The sequence below is a fragment of the Kitasatospora sp. MMS16-BH015 genome (genome assembly GCF_002943525.1).
In the GTDB taxonomy this organism is placed as follows: domain Bacteria; phylum Actinomycetota; class Actinomycetes; order Streptomycetales; family Streptomycetaceae; genus Kitasatospora.
The window spans coordinates 5,266,801-5,286,626 of record NZ_CP025394.1; the positions used below are offsets into that span (position 1 = coordinate 5,266,801).

Annotated in this window: 16 protein-coding genes and 1 tRNA gene; 11 read left to right on the top strand and 6 right to left on the bottom strand. The window is 72.5% G+C overall.

Going from position 1 to position 19,826, the window contains the following annotated elements:
* Positions 1–16 precede the first annotated feature (16 nt).
* On the bottom strand, positions 17–922 hold the full coding sequence (locus CFP65_RS22840; protein WP_104817943.1) for a phosphatase PAP2 family protein: 906 nt from the start codon (positions 920–922) through the stop codon (positions 17–19).
* Positions 923–1,318: 396 nt separating this feature from the next.
* On the opposite strand from CFP65_RS22840, the gene CFP65_RS22845 reads away from it, so the two are divergent.
* A complete protein-coding gene (locus CFP65_RS22845; RefSeq protein WP_104817944.1) occupies positions 1,319–2,290 on the top strand; it encodes a sigma-70 family RNA polymerase sigma factor in 972 nt (323 codons plus the stop codon).
* 327 nt (positions 2,291–2,617) lie between these two features.
* Complete coding sequence (locus CFP65_RS22850; RefSeq protein WP_371682546.1) at positions 2,618–2,869, top strand: hypothetical protein; 252 nt, start codon at positions 2,618–2,620, stop codon at positions 2,867–2,869.
* Between the two features lie 130 nt (positions 2,870–2,999).
* Here CFP65_RS22850 and mscL read toward each other — a convergent pair whose 3' ends face one another.
* From mscL to CFP65_RS22875, 4 genes are all read right to left on the bottom strand, one after another.
* Positions 3,000–3,416 carry a large conductance mechanosensitive channel protein MscL gene (mscL, locus tag CFP65_RS22855; RefSeq protein ID WP_104817945.1) on the bottom strand — a complete coding sequence of 139 codons (417 nt, stop codon included), beginning with the start codon at positions 3,414–3,416 and terminating at the stop codon, positions 3,000–3,002.
* Between the two features lie 2,295 nt (positions 3,417–5,711).
* Positions 5,712–6,020 (bottom strand): FmdB family zinc ribbon protein, encoded by a 309-nt coding sequence (locus CFP65_RS22865; protein WP_104817947.1) that lies wholly within the window; start codon positions 6,018–6,020, stop codon positions 5,712–5,714.
* 222 nt (positions 6,021–6,242) lie between these two features.
* Positions 6,243–7,598, bottom strand: coding sequence for an MFS transporter (locus CFP65_RS22870; protein WP_104817948.1), 1,356 nt, complete (start codon positions 7,596–7,598; stop codon positions 6,243–6,245).
* A 434-nt stretch (positions 7,599–8,032) separates the two neighbouring features.
* Positions 8,033–9,472 carry a potassium/proton antiporter gene (locus CFP65_RS22875; protein WP_254553058.1) on the bottom strand — a complete coding sequence of 480 codons (1,440 nt, stop codon included), beginning with the start codon at positions 9,470–9,472 and terminating at the stop codon, positions 8,033–8,035.
* 447 nt (positions 9,473–9,919) lie between these two features.
* Between CFP65_RS22875 and CFP65_RS22880 the strand changes: the two genes are divergently transcribed.
* Positions 9,920–12,631 carry a penicillin acylase family protein gene (locus tag CFP65_RS22880; protein WP_104817950.1) on the top strand — a complete coding sequence of 904 codons (2,712 nt, stop codon included), beginning with the start codon at positions 9,920–9,922 and terminating at the stop codon, positions 12,629–12,631.
* Positions 12,632–12,642: 11 nt separating this feature from the next.
* Here CFP65_RS22880 and CFP65_RS22885 read toward each other — a convergent pair whose 3' ends face one another.
* A complete protein-coding gene (locus CFP65_RS22885) occupies positions 12,643–13,224 on the bottom strand; it encodes a 5-formyltetrahydrofolate cyclo-ligase (RefSeq protein WP_104817951.1) in 582 nt (193 codons plus the stop codon).
* Between the two features lie 92 nt (positions 13,225–13,316).
* Here CFP65_RS22885 and CFP65_RS22890 point away from each other — a divergent pair, with 92 nt between their 5' ends.
* From CFP65_RS22890 to CFP65_RS22925, 8 genes are all read left to right on the top strand, one after another.
* Positions 13,317–14,213 (top strand): GGDEF domain-containing protein, encoded by an 897-nt coding sequence (locus CFP65_RS22890; RefSeq protein WP_104817952.1) that lies wholly within the window; start codon positions 13,317–13,319, stop codon positions 14,211–14,213.
* A 69-nt stretch (positions 14,214–14,282) separates the two neighbouring features.
* Positions 14,283–15,203, top strand: coding sequence for a UTP--glucose-1-phosphate uridylyltransferase GalU (gene galU / locus CFP65_RS22895; protein ID WP_104817953.1), 921 nt, complete (start codon positions 14,283–14,285; stop codon positions 15,201–15,203).
* A gap of 27 nt (positions 15,204–15,230) precedes the next feature.
* Positions 15,231–16,529 (top strand): gephyrin-like molybdotransferase Glp, encoded by a 1,299-nt coding sequence (glp, locus tag CFP65_RS22900; RefSeq protein WP_104817954.1) that lies wholly within the window; start codon positions 15,231–15,233, stop codon positions 16,527–16,529.
* A gap of 118 nt (positions 16,530–16,647) precedes the next feature.
* Entirely contained in the window at positions 16,648–17,115 is a 468-nt protein-coding gene (moaC, locus tag CFP65_RS22905) for a cyclic pyranopterin monophosphate synthase MoaC (RefSeq protein WP_254553060.1), read from the top strand.
* Positions 17,115–17,687, top strand: a complete 573-nt coding sequence (locus CFP65_RS22910) for a molybdenum cofactor biosynthesis protein B (RefSeq protein WP_254552523.1) — start codon at positions 17,115–17,117, stop codon at positions 17,685–17,687. Before moaC ends, CFP65_RS22910 begins: the two co-directional genes overlap by 1 nt.
* Positions 17,684–18,310 (top strand): GNAT family N-acetyltransferase, encoded by a 627-nt coding sequence (locus CFP65_RS22915; RefSeq protein WP_104817956.1) that lies wholly within the window; start codon positions 17,684–17,686, stop codon positions 18,308–18,310. The genes CFP65_RS22910 and CFP65_RS22915 overlap by 4 nt, the downstream gene beginning before the upstream one ends.
* A gap of 150 nt (positions 18,311–18,460) precedes the next feature.
* Positions 18,461–19,597 (top strand): gephyrin-like molybdotransferase receptor GlpR, encoded by a 1,137-nt coding sequence (gene glpR, locus CFP65_RS22920; protein WP_104817957.1) that lies wholly within the window; start codon positions 18,461–18,463, stop codon positions 19,595–19,597.
* Between the two features lie 66 nt (positions 19,598–19,663).
* Positions 19,664–19,737: transfer RNA gene (locus CFP65_RS22925), tRNA-Ala, on the top strand.
* Positions 19,738–19,826 lie beyond the last annotated feature (89 nt).

The window sequence follows — 19,826 nt, forward strand, 5'->3', positions numbered from 1 at the left end:
CCCTTCGGTCGCGCTGCTACTCATCCTGGCGCGGGGCGGTGGGGCTGGCAGGGCCAGCAGGGCCAGCAGGGCCAGCAGGGCTGGCAGGGTCGGTGGGGTCATTGGGGTCGGCAGCGTCGAAGTGGTCCGCGTGGTCGGTGGTCTGGCCGTCCTCGGCGAGGACGCGCTGCACCCGGGGTCTGGTTCGCCAGTTGACCCGGCGGGCGTCGCGGGCGAGGGCGCCGGGGCGCCAGAGTTCGACGGCCACCGTGACGGCGCCGAGCAGCAGGCCGGCCGTCAACCAGCCGGCCAGGACATCGCTCGGCCAGTGCACGCCGAGGGCGATCCGGGTCCAGCCGACCGCGAAGGTGGCCAGCCCGGCCGCGATGGAGGCCGCCACTCGGCCGGCCCGGTTGGCCTGCGGCCAGACCAGCACCAGCAGGGCGGCGCAGGTGACCGCGGCGGCGAGGGCGTGCCCGGAGGGGAAGGAGAAGCCGGGGGCGTGCGCGACGGGGTCCGGGAAGGACGGGCGGGCCCGGCCGACCAGGCTCTTGCCCACCGCGTCGGCCAGCCAGCCGATCAGCAGTTGGGCGACGGCCCAGCCGGCCAGCACCCGGGCGCCGATCACCCAGAGCCAGCCGGCCACCAGGCCGAGCAGTACCCGCATGGTGAGCGGCCCGCCGATGTCGGTCAGCGTCTGCATCGAGGCGGTCCAGGCGGTGTGGTCGCGCGCGAAGCCGTGCAGACCGTCCACCCAACTCCGGTCGAGCCGGGCCAGCGGGCCCCAGTGGGTCTCCACCAGGGCGAGCAAGGTGCCGAGCAGCGCGGCGCAGCCGAGCGCCAGGCCGGCGTGGCGGAGTGTGCTGCGGCGGACGGCGAGGGCCGGCCCGGCGCCGAGCGTGGTGCCGGCGTCGGCGCGGGTGCCGTCGGTGGACAGGTGCATGGCTGACACCTTCCCAGGGGGAGTGCGTGAACCTGTGCCGGAGGCATAGCGATTTGGCATCTTTTGTGCGGAGGGCATGCGGACGGGTGGTGTGTGTCCGCTGTCCGTTGTGCGCGCACGGAGTGACACTCCAGGTCGCGGCGTGGTCACTCACGGTCGATAAGCCCGGGATAAATGTCGCAGGATACTGCATCGAGAGAGAAAACTGGACGAGTTGGGAATGTTGTCTTTTTTCTGTGCGTTGGATCGTTACGTGTGAGCCTCCGAGAGGGGCCCGCACGTCTCTTGCCCCGGCTGGCCCCGGCCGGGCGGCAGCCCGGTTTGAAGAGGGCGACAACCAGTCGGACGGGCAGGGGCTGAATCCAGCCGACCGGCACCAGCTGTAAGGGAGCAAGCATGGCCACTCGTGCCGTCGTTCGCGACAGGGCCGACCGGACTCGCTCGGCCCGCCCGACCAACTACGAGGCCGACCGCGACCTCGTCGGCATGTACCTCGACGAGATCGCCAGGACACCGCTGCTCGACGCCGCGGAGGAGGTCGAACTCTCGCTGCGCATCGAGGCCGGCGTCTACGCCCAGCACCTGCTGGACGAGGACACGCTGCCCGAGGGTGTCCAGCGTGAGGAGCTGGAGGCCATAGCCGAGGACGCCGAGCGGGCCAAGGACGTGTTCATCCGTTCCAACCTCCGGCTGGTGGTCGCGGTGGCCCGGCGGTACCCGCGGAGCGGTCTGCCCCTGCTCGACCTCATCCAGGAGGGCAACGCCGGCCTGGTTCGCGCGGTCGAGAAGTTCGACTACGCGAAGGGCTTCAAGTTCTCCACGTACGCGACGTGGTGGATCCGGCAGGCGATCACCCGGTCGATCGCCGACCAGTCCCGCACGATCCGGCTGCCCGTCCACCTCGTCGAGGAGCTGGGACGGATCCGCCGGGTGCAGCGCGAGAAGGCCAAGGAGCTGGGCCGCGAGCCCGACCCGGCCGAGGTGGCGGCCGAGCTCGACTCCACCGAGCAGCGCGTCAAGGACGTGCTCGACTGGGCCCGTGACCCGGTCAGCCTCAACATGTCGGTCGACGACGAGGGCGAGACCCAGTTCGGTGACCTGGTGGAGGACACCGGGGCGACCTCGCCGGAGGACGCCGTCCTCGTCATGCTCCGCCGCGAGGAGCTCGACGACCTGATCGGCCGCCTCGACGACCGGACGGCCTCGATCATCCGCTCCCGCTACGGGATGGAGGACGGCCGCGAGCGGACCCTCACCGAGGTCGGCAAGCAGCACGGTCTCACCCGTGAGCGGATCCGGCAGATCGAGAAGCACGCCTTGGCCGAGCTGAAGAAGATCGCTGACCACTCGGGCTTCGAGGCGGCCTGAGGCTGGTCGGGGCGGTCTGACGTGCTGCGGTGATCGGTGACTGTCCTGGCTGGTGATCGGCTGTTGATTGCTGGTGGTCGGTGTTCAGTAGATCGGTGTCCAGCAGAGGTGAGAGCAGCGGGCCCTGGTGGCGACCCTTCGGGGCGCGGCCGGGGCCCGTTGCCGTTGGTGGGGCGGGCTGTGGTGCGGCCTAGGCTGGGTGGACGGCGAGAGTTGCTGGTGGGCCGGTGGAGGTAGGCGGGCCGGTGGGCTGGTGCAGGTAGGCGGGCCGGTGCCGGTTCGGTGGGTAGTCGTGGGATTGGTTGGAGTCGAGAGGTCGTGGGACGTATGGGCGAGCAGGGCGACGTGAACGGGCAGGCCGGCCGGGATGGTCAGAGTGAGCAGGTGGACCCGGGGACGGGAGGCGGGGAGCGCCGGCCGGAGGCCGAGCGGAAGGCGAAGCTGGTCTTCGGTGATCCGCTGGACCGGCAGAGCAGTGACGACACCGACCGGGGTTGGGGTGAGAGCTCTGGGACGGGCGGCGCCAAGCGTGGGCTGGACTGGTACCTGAGTCAGCGGCCGCCGCACCACGGGGAGTGAGGCGGCCGGGGACAGGACTCGGGACGGTACGGGACTGTCGTCAGGGGACGGTGAAGGCAGGACGGGTGGAGCGGTGTGGGTGTCGGAGGGGGACGGGTGACCTGGGGCGAGCCGGGGTGAGCTGGGGGGGTCAGCTCTGGCGGACGAGGGCGTCGCGGATCTCGGTGAGCAGTACGACTTCCTGAGCCTCGGCCTCGGCGGAGGCCTCTTCGAGGGTCTTGCGGTTGGCCATGAAGCGCTTCATGGGGACGATCAGGGCGAAGTAGACGACGGCGGCGGTGATGATGAACTGCAAGACCGCGCTGAGCACGGAGCCCCACAGGATGTAGACGCCGGAGGTGACGTTGCCCGCCTCGTCCATGGCGCAGGGGCCCTTGAGACAGGACGAGTACGAGGCCAGGTCCTCGCTTCCGAACAGGCCGACGATGGGGTTGATGACGCCCTTCACGAAGGCGTTGACGATGTTGGTGAAGGCCGCGCCGATCACGACGGCGACGGCGAGGTCGATGACATTGCCGCGGAGCAGGAATTCCTTGAAGCCCTTCATGCCGCGCTGAACGACGATCTGTCGGACTGGTCACGGGTGAATTCGACGGCGTCTGGTTGACGCGGCGGATGGTGCTGCGTGGACGCCGGAGGTACGGCGGTGTCTGCCGCCGCCTGCCCGTCGCGGCAGCTCATCGGGTGTGTGGTGGTGGGGCTGGCCGGCTCCTCGGGACGACGGTGTGACCTCCTGGGGGCGTGCGGCTCTGTGGGGTGGTGCGGGGTTCTGGTTGGGCGTGGCTCGGTGGGGCTGGGGCTGCGGCGGTGCGGTGGAGGCGGTGCGAGGGGACCGTTGCGCCGACGCCGGTGGTGGCGGGGGTGCCGGCGGGGGAGCGGGACTGGGTACGGGCTCGGTGTGGTGGGTGGCGGGCTGGGCTGGGGGCCCGGTGAGCTGGGGCGGGGTGGTGCTCTGGGGCCCGGGCGGTGGCGAGCAGTCGCAGATGAGGGTGGGGGTCTCGGGGTGCCGGGGAGGTTGGAGCGCGGTGGGTGTGGTGGGCGCGGTGGGCGCGGTGGGCGCGGTGCTGGCCTGGGGCGCTGCAGGCACAGGCACAGGCACAGGCACAGGCACAGGCGCAGGGGTGGGAGTGGGGGCAGATGTGGGCGATCGGTGGCTGGTGGTGGTCTGTGTCGGCTCGGCCGGGGTGAGGGCTTCGTCGTCGGCGGTGGCTGTGGTCGGGGTCGTGGCTGCGGTGACCGAGGCGTGGAAGGGCGGCGGGCCGTGGCGCAGGGGGCCGGCGGTGAGGGAGGTGGAGGCGGCCAGTAGCCCGGCCACCACCACGCCGGGTCGGTGACGGACGGCCTGTTGGAGCCGGTGTCGGCCGCCGGAGCCGCGTCGGATGGGTGCGAAATCGGGTAGGGCGCGGCGGGGCGGTACAGCAGGACCGGGGGCGGGCACCACCGTTCGACCCCGCCGGGGCGGCGGCGGGCCGAGCGGGGCTCGGTGCCGAGGGTCGAGGGGGTACTGGTGCGGTCGGTTGGCCAAGCTGTGGGCGCTACTGCCGGGGACGGTGAACTGGGCGGCGTGCTGGCTCTGGAGGGGCGCCCGACCGGGTGCGGGGTCAGGAGACGGTCCCGTGGGAGGCGTTCGGGAGGGCGTGGGGTCGTAGGTCGGCTCGGGGGTGCGGATGGGGGTCTGGATGGGGGTGCGGAGGTGGTCGGTCGCCGGGTGGCCAGGCTGAGTGCTGGTGGGGGTGCGGGCGGGGGTATGGGCGAGTTCGGCGACTGGTGACCGGGTCGGAGCGGGCTGGGGGAGGTGCAGCTGGCCCGGAGGAGCGGCCCGTGGCGGGTGGGTGGCTGTGGCTGGGGGTGTGTACGTGGGGGTGGTGCCTGCCGGTTGGCCCGGGGTGGTCGGGGAGCCGTGAGGGCGCGCGGCGGGGAGTACGTCTGGCGGGTGTGCCAGCGGGCCCGGGGGCGCGTACCTGTCGTCGGTGGGGTCCGCGCTTGCGGGGTGCGGTGGGGTGGGCGGGGACCCGTGCGCTTGGTGACCAGGGTGCGCGCCGGGCGGGTGCGCCTGGGTGGTCAGGGGCCCGTACGTGTGGCTGGTGGGGCTCTCACCCGCCGCTGGGTACGGGGTGGTGGGTGCTCTGGGCGTGCTGGGTGTCCTGGAGGCGTGGTCGGCGGGATTCGTGGCCGGAGGGTGGCCCGGAGCGATTCGGTACCCGTACGCGTGGTCGGTGGGGATCGCGGCCGTCGGCCGGCCCGGGGCGGTCGGGAAGCCGGGTGTGTGGTGGGCGGGGCGTGGACCTGAGGAGTGGGGTGGGGCGGGCTGGGAGCTGGGCGGCTGGTGGGCAGGCGCGGGCTCCGGGGGGTGCCGGGTCCTGGCGGGGCGGGTGGGAATGTCGTCAGGTCGGGAGAGGGGACTCGGGAAGGGGGAGGACTGGGGAGTCGTCATGGGGGGATCACCGCCTCTGGTGGGCTGCGTGGGCTGCTGTCCGGGCGAGCCGGGGCCGGGCGCTGGTGCGGTGGCCGGGCGGCTCGGGCGGGCCCTCGGTGGGTTCGCCGGGATCAGGGTGCGCCGGGGCGGAGGCGGTACGGAAGTCCGAATCCCCAGGCTGTGGATAACCCGGGGGTGTGGATAACTAATGTCACTCGGACGGGTGAAATGCCACTGGGCTCGGCACCAGAAAGGTGCCGAGCCCAGTTGGAGTGTGTGCGGCCTACCCGAGCCGGAGCGGTCGGGCGGCGTAGGCGGCGGGAGCACGTGGCGGGGCCAGTGCGGCCGGTGCGACCGCCGGAAGCAGGTGGTGGCCGGTCGGGGTCGCCGCGGAGGGCCGACGCACGGGAGCGTCGCCGCCGGAGGTCAGCTCGCGGAGCCGGTGCCGGCGCTGCTGCTCGACGAGGCCGCCGGGGCGGGGGTCGAGGCGGCCGGGGTGGACGACGTCGAGGAGGACGAGGTCGAGCCGGAGGAGGCGCTCACCGAGCTGGTCGAGGAGGACCGGCTGTCGGTGCGGTAGAAACCGGAGCCCTTGAAGACCACGCCCACGGCCGAGAAGACCTTGCGGAGCTTCCCCTGGCAGTCCGGGCAGGTGGTCAGCGCGTCGTCGGTGAACTTCTGCACCGCCTCCAGGCCGTTGCCACACTCGGTGCACTGGTACTGGTACGTGGGCACTTGATCTTCCTCCTGCACTTCCCCCTGGCACTCTCGCCTGATGAGTGCTAACGATGGTCAATGATGCGGCATTCCGCTGGTTGAGTCCAGCGGCCGCAGATGTGAGATGGGTCCGGTCGCAGATGCGGGGCGGGGCCGGTCGCGGAGCGAAACCGGGTTCGGGAGGGGCGGAGCCCACCTCCTCTCGGGGGTGGGGGACCCCACCCCCTCCCGAGGGTGAGGTCAGCCCTTGGCGCCACCGGCGGAGGCGCCGACCAACTGCCCGCTCCCGGCGTTGCTGCCGCCGGAGCGACCGGTGGCACCCGCAGTGGCGGAGCTGCTCCGGGCCACCGTCCGGCTCTGCTGGGTCTGCGGCACCAGCAGGTGTCGCAGGGTGATCAGCGCGACCAGGCCGAGCCCGGCCCCGACGATCGGCACCAGGAAGCCGGCCGACGGGCCGTGCCCGTCGATCATCCGGCCGGCCACGGTGGAGCCGACCGCCAGGCCGAGGCCGATCGCGCCGGTCAGCCAGGTGAAGGCTTCGGTCTTGGCACCGTCGGAGACCAGGGACTCGACCAGGGTGTAGCCGGTGATCAGGGTCGGCGCGATGGCGAGGCCGCAGACCAGGCCGGCGATGGCCAGGGTGGCGAGGTTGGGCATCGCCCACAGGGTCGAGCAGCCGAGCACGAGCAGCGCGTAGCTGATGAGCATCCGCTGACGGGCCGAGCGCCGCCAGGCGATCATCCCGTACAGCACACCGGCCAGCATCGAGCCGCCGGCGAAGACGCCGTAGACGATCCCGTTGAGGCTCTCCTGGCCGGCGGCCCGGGCGAAGGCGGTGATGGAGACCTGCAGGGCGCCGAAGACGGAGCCCACGCCGAGGAAGGAGCCCGCGAGGAGGCGGACGCCCGGGGAGGTGAGGGCGGAGACCCGCTCGGCACCGGCCGTCTTGGGGTGCCGCGCCGGGGCGGTGCCGCGCTGGGCGGCGAAGGCAAGACCGCCGGCCACGGTGAGGGCGGCCTCGGTGATCAGGGCGGCGGAGGGGGTGACGGTGGTGGCGATGGCGGTGGCCAGCACCGGGCCGATCACGAAGGTGAACTCGTCGGTGACGGATTCGAAGGCGAAGGCGGTGTTCAGCTTCTGCGGGGAGCCGGCCGGGCCGGAGAACTTGGCCACCCAGCGGGCCCGCACCATCGCGCCGATCTGCGGCACGCTCGCGCCGGCCGAGGCGGCGGCGAGGTAGAGCGTCCAGGTCGGGGCGTGTCCGACGGCCAGCGCGATCAGGGCGCCGACCGAGACGGCGTGCACCAGGATGCCGGGCAGCAGGATGGCGGTCTGTCCGTACCGGTCGGCGAGGCGGCCGGTCTGCGGGCCGATGAAGGCCTGGGCCACGGCGGAGGCGGCGGCGACCAGGCCGGCCGTGCCGTAGGAGCCGCCGTTGTCGAGCACCAGCAGCATGATGCCGATGCTGAGCATCGCGTAGGGCAGGCGGGCGGCGAAGGCCGGGGCCAGGAACGTCCAGGCGCCGGGGGTGCGGAGCAGGGCTCCGTAGCCGACTCGGGCGGGGGCGGGGGTTTCGACCGGGGCGGGGGCCGTCACGGTCGGTCCTTCCTGCTGCCTGGTAGCGCGGACGGGGTGTGGGTGGCCCCGACGGCGCCGAGAGTCGTCCTCTCGCGCGTCGACCGGGGTGATACCCGAGTCCGGTGGGGACCAGGGCCGCCGAGCGGTCGCGCCAACTCTGCATCAGACAGATGTAGCGGGTGTTCAGGTAGGTACGAACAGGTACCAGAAGCTTGTGTCTCCCATGGTATCGCCAATCCTGCCGTTTCGCCCAGGAACGCAAGGTGAACGTCACACGGAACACACGAACCGAAACAGCTACCCGCGTAGCTGACGAAGAACCGAAAGGACCGCCCATGGCACAAGGGACCGCCCATGGCACAAAGGGCTGCCCATGGCGCAAGGGACTGCCCGTGGCACAGGAGTATGGCTGTCGAGCCTCGGCATCCTCGTCCGTGCCCACGGCTCGACCGCTACGGCCGCCCGTACAGCCAGCCCGCCAGCTTGCCGCCCTTGTCCACCGCGCGGAGTCGCCGCTCGGCCGCCTCGCTGACCTCCTCGGTGGTGACCACCAGGAGTTCGTCGCCGGCCCGCAGCACGGTGGCCTTGTCGGGGACGAAGCTGCTGCCGTCCCGGACGACCAGGGTGACGGCGGCCCCGGCCGGGAGGCGCAGTTCGCTGACCTCGACGCCGGACATCTTCGAACCGGCCGCGAGCGAGACCGAGAGCAGCTGGCCGTGCAGTCGCTCCAGCGGAGCGGATTCGATGCCGAGGTCCTGCCCGATCGAGCCCTCGCCGACCCGGAGCCACTTGGCCAGCAGCGGGAGGGTCGGCCCCTGGAGCAGGGTGAAGACGACCACCAGGATGAAGACGACGTTGAAGCCCTCCTCGGCCTGCGGCACGTCGGCCACCAGCGGGATGGTGGCCAGCACGATGGGCACTGCCCCGCGCAGTCCGGCCCAGCTGAGCAGCCCCTGCTCCCGCCAGGGCAGTCGGAACGGGGTCATGGTGAGCAGCACCGAGGCGGGCCGCGCGATGAAGACCAGCACGGCGCCGACCACCAGCGCGGGCACGATGGAGGAGCCCATGGTGTCGGGGTTGCAGAGCAGTCCGAGCACCACGAACATGCCGATCTGCCCGATCCAGGCCAGTCCGTCGGCGAAGCCGCGGACGGCCGGTCCGTGCGGCAGCTTGGCGTTGCCCAGGATCACCGAGGCGATGTAGACCGCGAGGAAGCCGGAGCCGTGCAGCAGTGCGCCGCCGGCGTAGGCGAGCACGGCCAGGGCCATCACGGCGATCGGGTAGAGGCCCGAGGAGGGCAGCGCGACGCGCTTGACGGCGTAGGCGCCCAACCGCCCCACGGCGTAGCCGACGGCCAGGCCGATCGCGAGCTCGGCCAGGATGGTGCCGACCAGCACGTACCAGGAGTCGAGCGGCCCGGTGGTGGCGAAGGCGACCACCAGGATCACCACGGGTGCGTCGTTGAAGCCGGACTCGGCCTCCAGCAGGCCGGTCAGCCGGGGTGGCAGCGGCACGGTGCGCAGCACCGAGAAGACGGCGGCGGCGTCGGTGGAGGAGACGATCGCGCCGAGCAGCAGGGAGGTGCGCCAGTCGAAGCCGGCCAGCCAGTGCGCCCCGGCGGCGGTGACGAAGACGCTGACCGCCACGCCGAAGGTGGCCAGCACCACGGCGGCCGGGATCACCGGCTTTATGGCCTTGTAGCTCGTCTTGAGCCCGCCCTCGGCCAGGATGACGACGAGCGCCGCGTAGCCGAGCACCTGGGTGAGCGAGGCGTCGTTGAAGGTGATGCCCAGGCCGTTCTGGCCGAGCGCGACGCCGATCCCCAGGTAGATGAGCAGGCTGGGGAGCCCGGAGCGGGTCGCGAAACGCACCGCGACCACCGCGACCAACATGATCACGGAGAACTCGAGCAGGAAGCGGTTCAGGTGGTCGACGGTCACGCAGGGGCACCTCGTCGTCGTGAAGGGCGGCGGGCAGCGGTGGAACGCAAGGCGGTGGAACGCAAGACGGTGGAACGCAAGACGGTGGAACGCAAGACGGTGGGACGCAATGCAGTGGAACGCGAGGCGGTAAGACGTAAGGCGGTGGGACGCAGGCGGTGGCGCGTACGGACAGGGCGGTGGCGCACCCGGACGGACGGCCACGGAGAAGTGTCGTTACCCAGTCTAACATTTTACCTGTTCTTTTATGAAGGTCTTGGCTTTCGAGGGCGGGTAAGGTCCAGCCGGTAGGGTCCAGTTCGTCCCACTCGTGGACACACCCCATGCATGTCCGCCGACCGAGTCGCCCTAATGTGGTGACCTGTCACGGCCGTCGACCCCCAGCCAAGGACCCATCAGATGCCCCGCTCGAAGAAGTTCCGGCGCGCCCGTCTGTTCGTGATCGTGCTGGCCGTCCTGCTGGTGGCAGCGGTGGCCGGCGGCGGGTACTGGGGCGTCAGCACCGTCCGGTCCTCCTTCCCGGAGGTGTCCGGCACGGTGAAGGTGGCCGGGATGTCCACCCCGGTGGACGTCAAGCGGGACGCCAACGGGATCCCCCAGCTCTACGCCGACACCTCCGAGGACCTGTTCCGGGCCCAGGGGTACGTGCAGGCCCAGGACCGGTTCTGGGAGATGGACGTCCGACGGCACATCACCGCCGGGCGGCTCTCCGAGATGTTCGGGTCGGGCCAGGTCGAGACCGACTCCTTCCTGCGCACCATGGGCTGGCGCCGGGTCGCGCAGCAGGAGTACGACACCCAGCTCTCGCCCGACACCAAGAAGTACCTCAAGGCCTACACCGACGGCGTGAACGCCTGGCTCTCCGAGCACCCCGGCGGGGCCTCCGCCTCGGTGGAGTACGCGATGCTCGGCGCGGTCAACGGCTCCTACAAGCCCGAGGCCTGGGACCCGGTGGATTCGGTGGCCTGGCTCAAGGCGATGGCCTGGAGCCTGTCGGGCAACCTCCAGGAGGAGATCGACCGCTCGCTGCTGGCCCAGAACTTCAGCCAGGACCAGGTCGCCCAGCTCTACCCGGACTACCCGTACGACCGCAACGGCACCATCGTGAAGACCGGTCAGGTCGGCAAGGACGGCAAGTACCAGCCCGTCGACAGCCAGGCCGCCCCCGCAGGCACGGCGCAGGGCCGGGCCACCACCCAGGCGCTGCTCACCGGCATCTCGAACCAGATCGCCGCGATGCCGCAGCTGCTCGGCCCGCAGGGCCAGGGCATCGGTTCCAACTCCTGGGTGGTCTCGGGCGCGCACACCACCACCGGCAAGCCGCTGCTGGCCAACGACCCGCACCTCGGCCCCGAGATGCCCTCGGTCTGGTACCAGATGGGCCTGCACTGCCGGAAGACCGGCCCGGCCTGCGGCTTCGACACGGCGGGCTTCACCTTCGCCGGGATGCCCGGCGTGGTGATCGGCCACAACAAGGACGTCGCCTGGGGCTTCACCAACCTCGGCGCCGACGTGACCGACCTCTACCTGGAGAAGGTGACCGGCCCGGACACCTACCAGGTGGACGGCCAGGACCGGAAGTTTGAGACCCGCAAGGAGACCATCAAGGTCGCCGGCGGCACCGACCGCACCATCACGGTCCGCACCACCGGTCACGGCCCGCTGATCTCCGACCAGAGCACCGAGCAGCAGGACGTCGGCAAGTACGCCCCGCTCTCCGGCGCCGGGCCCGACCGGGCCGGTGGCTACGGCGTGGCGCTGGATTGGACAGCGCTCAAGCCGGCCAAGACCATGGACGCCGTCTTCAAGCTGGACAAGGCCGCCAACTGGTCCGACTTCCAGGGCGCCGCGGCCGACTTCGCCGTCCCCGCGCAGAACCTGATCTACGCCGACACCAAGGGCAACATCGGCTACCAGGCCCCCGGTCTGGTGCCGGTCCGCGGCAAGGGCGACGGCCGGTACCCGGCCCCGGGCTGGGACTCCTCCTACGACTGGAAGAAGGACTACGTCCCGTTCGCCTCGCTGCCCTACAGCTACAACCCGGCCGTCGGCTACATCGTGACGGCCAACCAGGCCGTGGTCGACCGGAGCTACCCGTACCTGCTCACCAACGACTGGGAGTACGGCACCCGGGCCAAGGAGATCACCGACCAGATCGAGAGCCGGCTCAAGAACGGCGGCCGGATCTCCCCGGACGACATGCAGCAGATGCAGCTGGACAACACCAGCGTGATGGCGCAGACCCTGGTGCCGCTGCTGCTCAAGGTCAACATCACCGATCCGTACGTCCGCGAGGCGCAGGACCTGCTGAAGGACTGGAACTACCACCAGGACGCCTCCTCGGCCGCCGCCGCCTACTACAACGGCGTCTGGCGCCAGCTGCTCACCCTGGCCTTCGGCCAGAAGTTCCCGGCCGACCTGCGCGCCAAGGGCGACTGCCTGCTGCGCCAGAAGCACGACCCGACGCTGCCGGAGGACGCGGTGGGCTCCACCGTGACCGTCACCGAGTGCGGCACCCGGGACGCCAAGAAGGCCCAGCCGGACGGCGGGGACCGCTGGATGGAGGTGGTCCGCACCCTGCTGACGCAGCCGCAGAGCAGCTGGTGGAACTACATCGACTCCGACCACCGGCCGCAGAAGGGCCTGGGCAACCTGCTCGCCGAGGCGATGAAGGACGCCCGCCAGGAGCTCACCTCCAAGATGGGCAAGGACATCTCCACCTGGAGCTGGGGCCGGCTGCACACCCTGACGCTCAAGGAGCCCACCCTGGGCACCGACGACTCCTCGATCGCCTCCGGCCTGGTGCACAAGCTGCTCAACCGCGGGCCGTACCAGCTCTCCGGCGGTTCGGCCGCGGTGGACGCCACCGGGTGGAACGCGGCGGCCGGCTACGAGGTGGACTGGGTGCCCTCGATGCGGATGGTCGTGGACCTCAGCGACTTCGACGCCTCCCAGTGGGTCAACGTCGGCGGTGCCTCGGGCCACGCCTTCCATGCGAACTACAACGACCAGACGGCCGTCTGGGCCCGGGGCGACCTGCTGCCCTGGGCGTTCTCGACCGACAAGGTCGACGCCGCCACCAAGAACAAGCTGGTGCTGACCAACGGCTGAGGGCCCGACGGTCAGCCCCGTTCGATCCTGGTGACCCCGTCCGGGGTCACCACGGCGTGCACCGGCCGGTCGTGCTCCTCGGCCGGCAGCTCGGGCAGGTACTCCTCGGCGTAGAGCAGGGTGACCAGCAGCGGTTCGGCCCCGGCCCGGGCCAGCCGGGCCAGCACCCGGTCGTAGGAGCCGCCGCCGCGCCCGAGCCGCAGCCCCCGGTGGTCCACCGCGAGACCGGGCAGCAGCACCAGCTCGGCCGTGCGGACGGCCTCCGGGCCGAGCCGTTCCGCGGTGGGTTCCAGGAGGCCGCGCCCGGCCGGGGCGAGCCGCTCCGGGCCCTGGTACTCGGCCCAGTCCAGGTCGTTGTCGGGCAGCAGCACCGGCAGCAGCACCCGCACCCCCCGCCCGCGCAGCGCCTCGAGCAGCGGCCGGGTGCCCGGTTCGCCGCCGACCGAGACGTAGGCGGCCACGGTGGAGCCCGGTGCGGCCAGCGCCACCGCGTGCTCGGCCAGGGCCAGGGCGGCGGTTTCCCGCCATTCGGGTGAAGATTCCCGACGGCGGGTCAGCAGGCGTGACCTCAGCTCGGCCTTCTCGTTGTGCATCGGATGCTCCTAGGTGCGCTCGGGCCTGTTCCCTCACCGCCGGACGCCCCGCGTCCGCCGACTGCCCGAGCCTGACACGCGGAAGGCGCCCGATGTCCACCCCGCTCCTGGTCGAGGCGCTGGCCGTGCTCAGCGCCCCCGCGCTGGCCGCCACCGCGCTCTGCGGGCTGCGCGGGCGCCGCGCGGTGCGCGCCGCCGAGCAGCGGGAGGCCGGGTTGCGGGCGCGCCTGGCCGAGCTGGAGGCCGAGTGCGCCGCGCTCCAGCGCACCGCCTCCTGCGATCCGCTCACCGGGGTGTGGAACCACCGCCACCTGCAGCTCACCCTCGACCGGGAGGTCGAGCGGGTGCGCCGGGCCGAGCCGGGGGAGGAGCCCCCGCTGGCCCTGCTGATGCTGGAGATCACCGGCTTCGAGGCCGTGGTCGCCGAGCACGGCCGGGCCCGGGCCGGCGCGGTGCTGCGCGACCTGGCGCAGCGGCTCACCGTGGAGATCCGCCGCACGGACACGCTGGCCCGGTACGGCGGCGAGGAGTTCCTGGTGGTGCTGCCGGACACCGACCTGGCCGGGGCGGCGCAGGTGGCCGAGCGGCTCTGCTGGACGGTCCGCCGCCACCCGCTGCTCGACTGGTCGCCCGGCGGCAGCCGCCCGCAGCACCCGCCGGCGGGCAACGGCCTGACGGCCGCGGTCGGGATCGCCACGCTGGCCGGCACCACCCCCGGCCCGGGCGGCGAGGCGCACACCTCCCTGCTGCTGCGCGCCGCCGACCAGGCCCTGGGCCGGGCCCGGGAGGTCGGCGGTGGCGGCTGGTACGCGGCCGGGCCGACCGGTACGGGGCCTGACCGGGAGGGGTGCGAAGCAGTGCTCGGGGGCGGGGTAGGAGCGCCCGAAATCCCCGGTAATCTGTCGCTCTGTGCCGGAGGGGTCTCACAGCCGTCCGGCGCGCCGCACACCCCTTCCGCAGCGACCGTGGCGCACGACGGAGTCTCCTGACCGGCTGGGATTAACCGGTGGTTCACTCCGTTCTTAGCTCCCGGTACCGAGCCTTAGTAAGGTCTCCGCATGACGCAGACGAATGGCCGCATGCCCGTCACCAAGGCCGTGGTGCCCGCGGCAGGGCTGGGCACCCGCTTCCTGCCGGCCACCAAGGCGACCCCCAAGGAGATGCTGCCGGTCGTCGACAAGCCGGCCATCCAGTACGTCGTCGAGGAGGCCGCCGCCGCCGGCCTCTCCGACATACTGATGGTCACCGGCCGGAACAAGCGCGCGCTGGAGGACCACTTCGACCGGGCGTACGAGCTGGAGGAGCTGCTCGCCCGCAAGGGTGACCAGGACAAGCTGCGCCGCGTCCAGGAGTCCGTCTCGCTGGCCAACATGCACTACGTCCGCCAGGGCGACCCCAAGGGCCTCGGCCACGCCGTCTCGGTGGCCGAGCAGCACGTGGCCGGCCAGCCCTTCGCCGTCCTGCTCGGCGACGACCTGATCGACCCGCGCGACCCGCTGCTCTCCCGGATGATCGAGGTGCAGCAGGAGCTCGGCGGCTCGGTGGTCGCGCTGATGGAGGTCGACCCCTCCCAGATCCACCTCTACGGCTGCGCCGCCGTGAAGCCCAACGGGCTCGGCGAGGACGTCTTCCGGATCACCGACCTGGTCGAGAAGCCCGAGACGGCCGACGCGCCCTCCAACTACGCCGTGATCGGCCGCTACATCCTCGACCCGACCGTCTTCGACGTGCTGCGCGACACCGAGCCCGGCCGCGGCGGCGAGATCCAGCTGACCGACGCGCTGCGCGAGCTGGCCGCCCGGGACGAGACCGGCGGCGGCCCGGTGCACGGCGTGCTCTTCAAGGGCCGCCGCTACGACACGGGCGACCGCGCGGACTACCTTCGCGCTATCGTCCGTCTCGCCTGCGAGCGCGACGACCTCGGCCCGGACTTCCGGTCCTGGCTGAAGGAGTTCGTCGGCTCCGAGATGCAGGGCTGACACCTCTTCAGGAATGAGCGTGAGGCGATGACCGGGTCCACCCAGAGCAGCTGCTGCGAGGACGGGGCGGGCCCGGCCCCGCGCCTGTGGACGGTGGACGAGCACCTCGCGGACGTGCTCGCCGCCGTCGGCCCGCTGCCCGCCATCGAGCTCCAACTGCTCGACGCGCAGGGCTGCCGGCTCGACGAGGACGTGGTCGCCACCGGCGACCTGCCACCCTTCGACAACAGCTCGATGGACGGGTACGCCGTCCGGACCGCCGACACCACCGGGGCCACCGAGCAGTACCCCTCGGTGCTCACCGTGGTCGGCGACATCGCCGCCGGCGCGGGCGAGCTGCCCAAGGTCGGCCCGGGCCAGGCGGCCCGGATCATGACCGGCGCCCCGATGCCGCCCGGAGCCGAGGCCGTCGCCCCGGTCGAGTGGACCGACGGCGGCACCGGCACCGGCGTCGCCGCCGACGCGATGACCGCGCCGGTGGCGGACGAGGAGGTCCGGGTGCTGCGCCCGGTCGCCGAGGGCGCCCACATCCGCCGCCGGGGCAGCGACATCACGGCCGGCACCGAGGTGCTCACCGCCGGCACCGTGCTCGGCCCCACCCAGCTCGGCCTGCTGGCCGCGATCGGCCGGGGCACCGTGAAGGTCCGCCCCCGCCCACGCGTGGTGGTGCTCTCCACCGGCAGCGAGCTGGTGCAGCCCGGCGATCCGGTCGGCCCCGGCCAGATCTCCGACTCCAACAGCTTCACCCTCACCGCCGCCGCCCGGGACGCGGGCGCCATCGCCTACCGGGTCGGCGGGGTGCCGGACGACGCCGCGGTGCTGCGCGCCGTGCTGGAGGACCAGCTCGGCCGGGCCGACCTGATCGTCACCAGCGGCGGGGTCAGCGTCGGGGCGTACGACGTGGTCAAGGAGGTCTTCGAGTCGTACGGCGGCGTGGACTTCCGCCGGCTGCGGATGCAGCCCGGCAAGCCGCAGGGCTTCGGGCGGGTGGACGGCGTGCCGCTGCTCGCGCTGCCGGGCAACCCGGTGAGCGCGTACATCTCCTTCGAGCTGTTCGTCCGCCCGGTGATCCGCACCATGCTGGGCGCCCCCGACGTGCACCGCCCGGTGGTCCGGGCGCACTGCCCGGCCGAGCTGCGCTCCCCGGCGGGGCGCCGGCAGTACCTGCGCGGCTGGTACGCGGACGGGGTGGTGCACCCCGTCGGCGGCGAGGGCTCGCACCTGGTCGGGGCGCTGGCCCGGGCCAACTGCCTGATCGTGGTGCCCGAGGAGGAGACCTCGGTGGCGGCCGACTCCACCGTCGATGTGGTCCTTCTCACGGCCTGACCGGCCCGGGGCGGTACGGTAGCGCGGTATTCGGACCTGTATCCCCTGGAGTTACCCCGTGACCGCACCTCACCCCGGCGACCGGCTCACCCACGTCGACGAGACCGGCGCCGCCCGGATGGTCGACGTCTCCGAGAAGGCCACCACCGTCCGCACGGCGGTGGCCGCCGGGCGGGTGCGGGTCGCCCCCACGGTGGTCGACCTGCTGCGCGGCGAGGGCGTGCCCAAGGGCGACGCCCTCGCGGTGGCCCGGATCGCCGGGATCATGGGCGCCAAGAAGACCCCCGAGCTCATCCCGCTCTGCCACCCGATCGCCATCTCGGGCGTCAAGGTCGACCTGACCGTCACCGACGAGGCGGTGGAGATCACCGCCACCGTGAAGACCGCCGACCGCACCGGGGTGGAGATGGAGGCGCTCACCGCCGTCGCGGTGGCCGGGCTCACCGTGATCGACATGGTCAAGGCGGTGGACAAGGGCGCCACCATCGAGGACGTCCGGGTGCTCACCAAGACCGGGGGCAAGAGCGGCGACTGGTACCGCGGCGAGGCGCAGGACGCCCGGGCCGACGCGCAGGGGGAGGCGTGATGCGGGCCCTCGCCGTCACCGTCTCCAACCGGGCCTCGGCCGGGGTCTACGCGGACAAGGGCGGGCCGCTGCTGGTCGAGGGCCTGCGGGCGATGGGCTTCACCGTCGACGGCCCGCAGGTGGTGCCCGACGGCGAACCGGTGGAGGCCGCGCTGCGGGCCGCCGTGGCCGCCGGGTACGACGTGGTGCTGACCACCGGCGGCACCGGCATCTCCCCGATGGACCTCACCCCCGAGATGACCGCCCGGGTGATCGACCGTCAGATCCCCGGCATCCCGGAGGCGATCCGGGCGTACGGCCGCGAGAAGGTGCCCACCTCGGCCCTCTCCCGGGGCCTCGCGGGCCTGGCCGGGACCACCCTGATCGTCAACCTCCCCGGCTCCACCGGCGGGGTCAAGGACGGCCTGGCCGTGCTGACCCCGCTGCTGCCCCACGCCGTCGACCAGCTCGCGGGCGGCGACCACCCCCGGCCGCCGGCCCACCCGGCCCACCCGGCCGACGGGGCCCACCCGGGCCACCCGGCCGACGGGTCGCACTCGATCGACGGGGCCGTTGACGGGAGCCCGAGCTGAACGGCGGTTGGCAGGTCGAGCTGCACGAGGGCGACATCACGCTGCGCCCGATCCGGGCCCGCGACCAGCGGGACTGGCAGGAGGTGAGCCGCCGCAACCGCGAGTGGCTGCGCCGCTGGGAGGCCACCGTGCCGCCGACCCTGCCGGGCCGCGAGGCGGGGGCCCGGCCGACCTTCCGCCAGATGACCCGCTACCTGCGGGCCGAGGCGGCGGCCGGGCGGATCCTGCCCTTCGTGCTCCAGTACCAGGGCCGCCTGGTGGGGCAGCTCACCGTCGGCGGGATCACCTGGGGCTCGATGTGCTCGGCCAACATCGGCTACTGGGTGGACCAGGAGGTGGCCGGCCTGGGCATCATGCCGACGGCGGTGGCGCTCTGCGTGGACTACTGCTTCGGCGTGCTCGGCCTGCACCGGATCGAGGTCTGCATCCGGCCCGAGAACGTGCCCAGCCGGCGGGTGGTCGAGAAACTCGGCTTCCGCGAGGAGGGAATGCGTCCGCGCTATCTGCACATCGACGGCGATTGGCGCGACCACCTGGTCTACGCACTGACCGTCGAGGAGGCCCCCCAGGGCCTGCTGGGGCCCTGGCGGGCGGTCAGCTCGCGCCGGGGTCACGGTAATTGAATACTTGTTCGAAATAGGTATCGATATGGCATCGCCGGGGGTCCGAGTGGTCACAAATACCGGCAAAATAGTCGGAGAATCAGCTTGATCGCCCGACACGCCGTGCCAAATTGCTGTCAGGCCTTCCCCGGCGCCCGTACCGTGTGAAACGTGAGCAGTAGCGGCCTTATCTACGCGGTCATCGTAGGGGCCTGGGCTGCCTATCTGGTGCCGATGTGGCTCCGCAGGCAGGACGAGCTCAACGAGGCGCGTCCGACGGAACGCTTCAGTACCGCGATCCGCCTGCTGGCCGGCCGTTCGGCCATGGAGCGGCGGGTCACCAGGGCCCTGGGTGACGAGACCAGTGACTCCGGAGCGAGTTCCGAGACCCCCGACGGGGCCACCTCGGAGGCTTCGGCATCCCCCGGAACGGCCTCGGAGGAGGCCTTCCCCGACCGGGCCGAGCCGGTGGACCCGACGGCGGTGACGGCGGACGGCGTGCCGCGCCACGACGGTGCCCGGCGCGACGACGGTGCCCAGCGCCACGCCGACGGTGCGCCGCGCCACGAGGATGTGCTGCACCACGACGGTGCGCCGCACCACGCCGACGGGGAGTCGGAGGCCGCGGCCGCCGCGACCGCCCACCGCGAGCGGCGGGCCCGCCTGCTGGCGCGCCGTCGCCGGATGGTCACCACGCTCTTCCTGGCGTTCGCGGCGGGGGCCGTGGTCGCCGCGGTGGCCGGGGTGGCCTTCCTCTGGGTGCCGGCCTGTCCGGCGATCCTGCTGACCCTCTACATCGGCCACCTGCGGCGCCTGGAGCGGCAGCGGTACGAGGTCAAGCTCGACCGCGTGCGGGCCGCCCAGGCCGCCGAGCGGCTGCGGGCCCGCGAGCAGGCCCGCGCGACCGCCCCGACGGAGGGTCAGGAGCCCGCGCCCCGGCACGACGCCGTGCCGCCGGCCACCCCGGGCCGGCCGCACCTGCGGCTCGCCGCGGAGCCGGAGGAGCGGGCCGGCGCGAGCGCGGCCGCCCTGGTCGAGGCGACCGACCACGAGGAGTGGGTGGACGGTCTGCGCGAGCGCGGCGCCTCCGGCCCCGACTCCTGGGAGCCGGTGCCCGTCCCGCTGCCCACCTACGTCACGGCGCCGGTCGCCCCCCGAGTCACCCGCGGCCTCGACCTCAATGCCCGCGACACCTGGGACTCCGGCCGCACCACCGACCCGCGCCCGGCCAACACCCCGCTCTTCGACCAGTACGCCGACCCCGCCGCGGCCCACGCGGAGACCCGCCCCCGGGCCGCCAACGAGTGACCCACCGGCCCTCACCAGGGGGTGGTCACGGACCACCCCCGGAAGGTGCTAAAGTTTCTTCTTGTTGGGGCTGTGGCGCAGTCCGGTAGCGCACCTCGTTCGCATCGAGGGGGTCAGGGGTTCGAATCCCCTCAGCTCCACCCAATGGGCCGTTCACGAGTTAGTTCGTGAGAGGTTCACGAGATCCCGCCCAGATCGTAGATCTGGGCGGGATCTTGCGTTTGTGGGG

Coding starts and splice junctions, on each gene's coding strand:
- CFP65_RS22840 (WP_104817943.1), bottom strand. CDS start 922: ATGCACCTGTCCACCGACGGCACCCGCGCCGACGCCGGCACCACGCTC.
- CFP65_RS22845 (WP_104817944.1), top strand. CDS start 1,319: ATGGCCACTCGTGCCGTCGTTCGCGACAGGGCCGACCGGACTCGCTCG.
- CFP65_RS22850 (WP_371682546.1), top strand. CDS start 2,618: ATGGGCGAGCAGGGCGACGTGAACGGGCAGGCCGGCCGGGATGGTCAG.
- mscL (WP_104817945.1), bottom strand. CDS start 3,416: ATGAAGGGCTTCAAGGAATTCCTGCTCCGCGGCAATGTCATCGACCTC.
- CFP65_RS22875 (WP_254553058.1), bottom strand. CDS start 9,472: ATGTTGGTCGCGGTGGTCGCGGTGCGTTTCGCGACCCGCTCCGGGCTC.
- CFP65_RS22880 (WP_104817950.1), top strand. CDS start 9,920: ATGCCCCGCTCGAAGAAGTTCCGGCGCGCCCGTCTGTTCGTGATCGTG.
- CFP65_RS22885 (WP_104817951.1), bottom strand. CDS start 13,224: ATGCACAACGAGAAGGCCGAGCTGAGGTCACGCCTGCTGACCCGCCGT.
- CFP65_RS22890 (WP_104817952.1), top strand. CDS start 13,317: ATGTCCACCCCGCTCCTGGTCGAGGCGCTGGCCGTGCTCAGCGCCCCC.
- galU (WP_104817953.1), top strand. CDS start 14,283: ATGACGCAGACGAATGGCCGCATGCCCGTCACCAAGGCCGTGGTGCCC.
- glp (WP_104817954.1), top strand. CDS start 15,231: ATGACCGGGTCCACCCAGAGCAGCTGCTGCGAGGACGGGGCGGGCCCG.
- moaC (WP_254553060.1), top strand. CDS start 16,648: ATGGTCGACGTCTCCGAGAAGGCCACCACCGTCCGCACGGCGGTGGCC.
- CFP65_RS22910 (WP_254552523.1), top strand. CDS start 17,115: ATGCGGGCCCTCGCCGTCACCGTCTCCAACCGGGCCTCGGCCGGGGTC.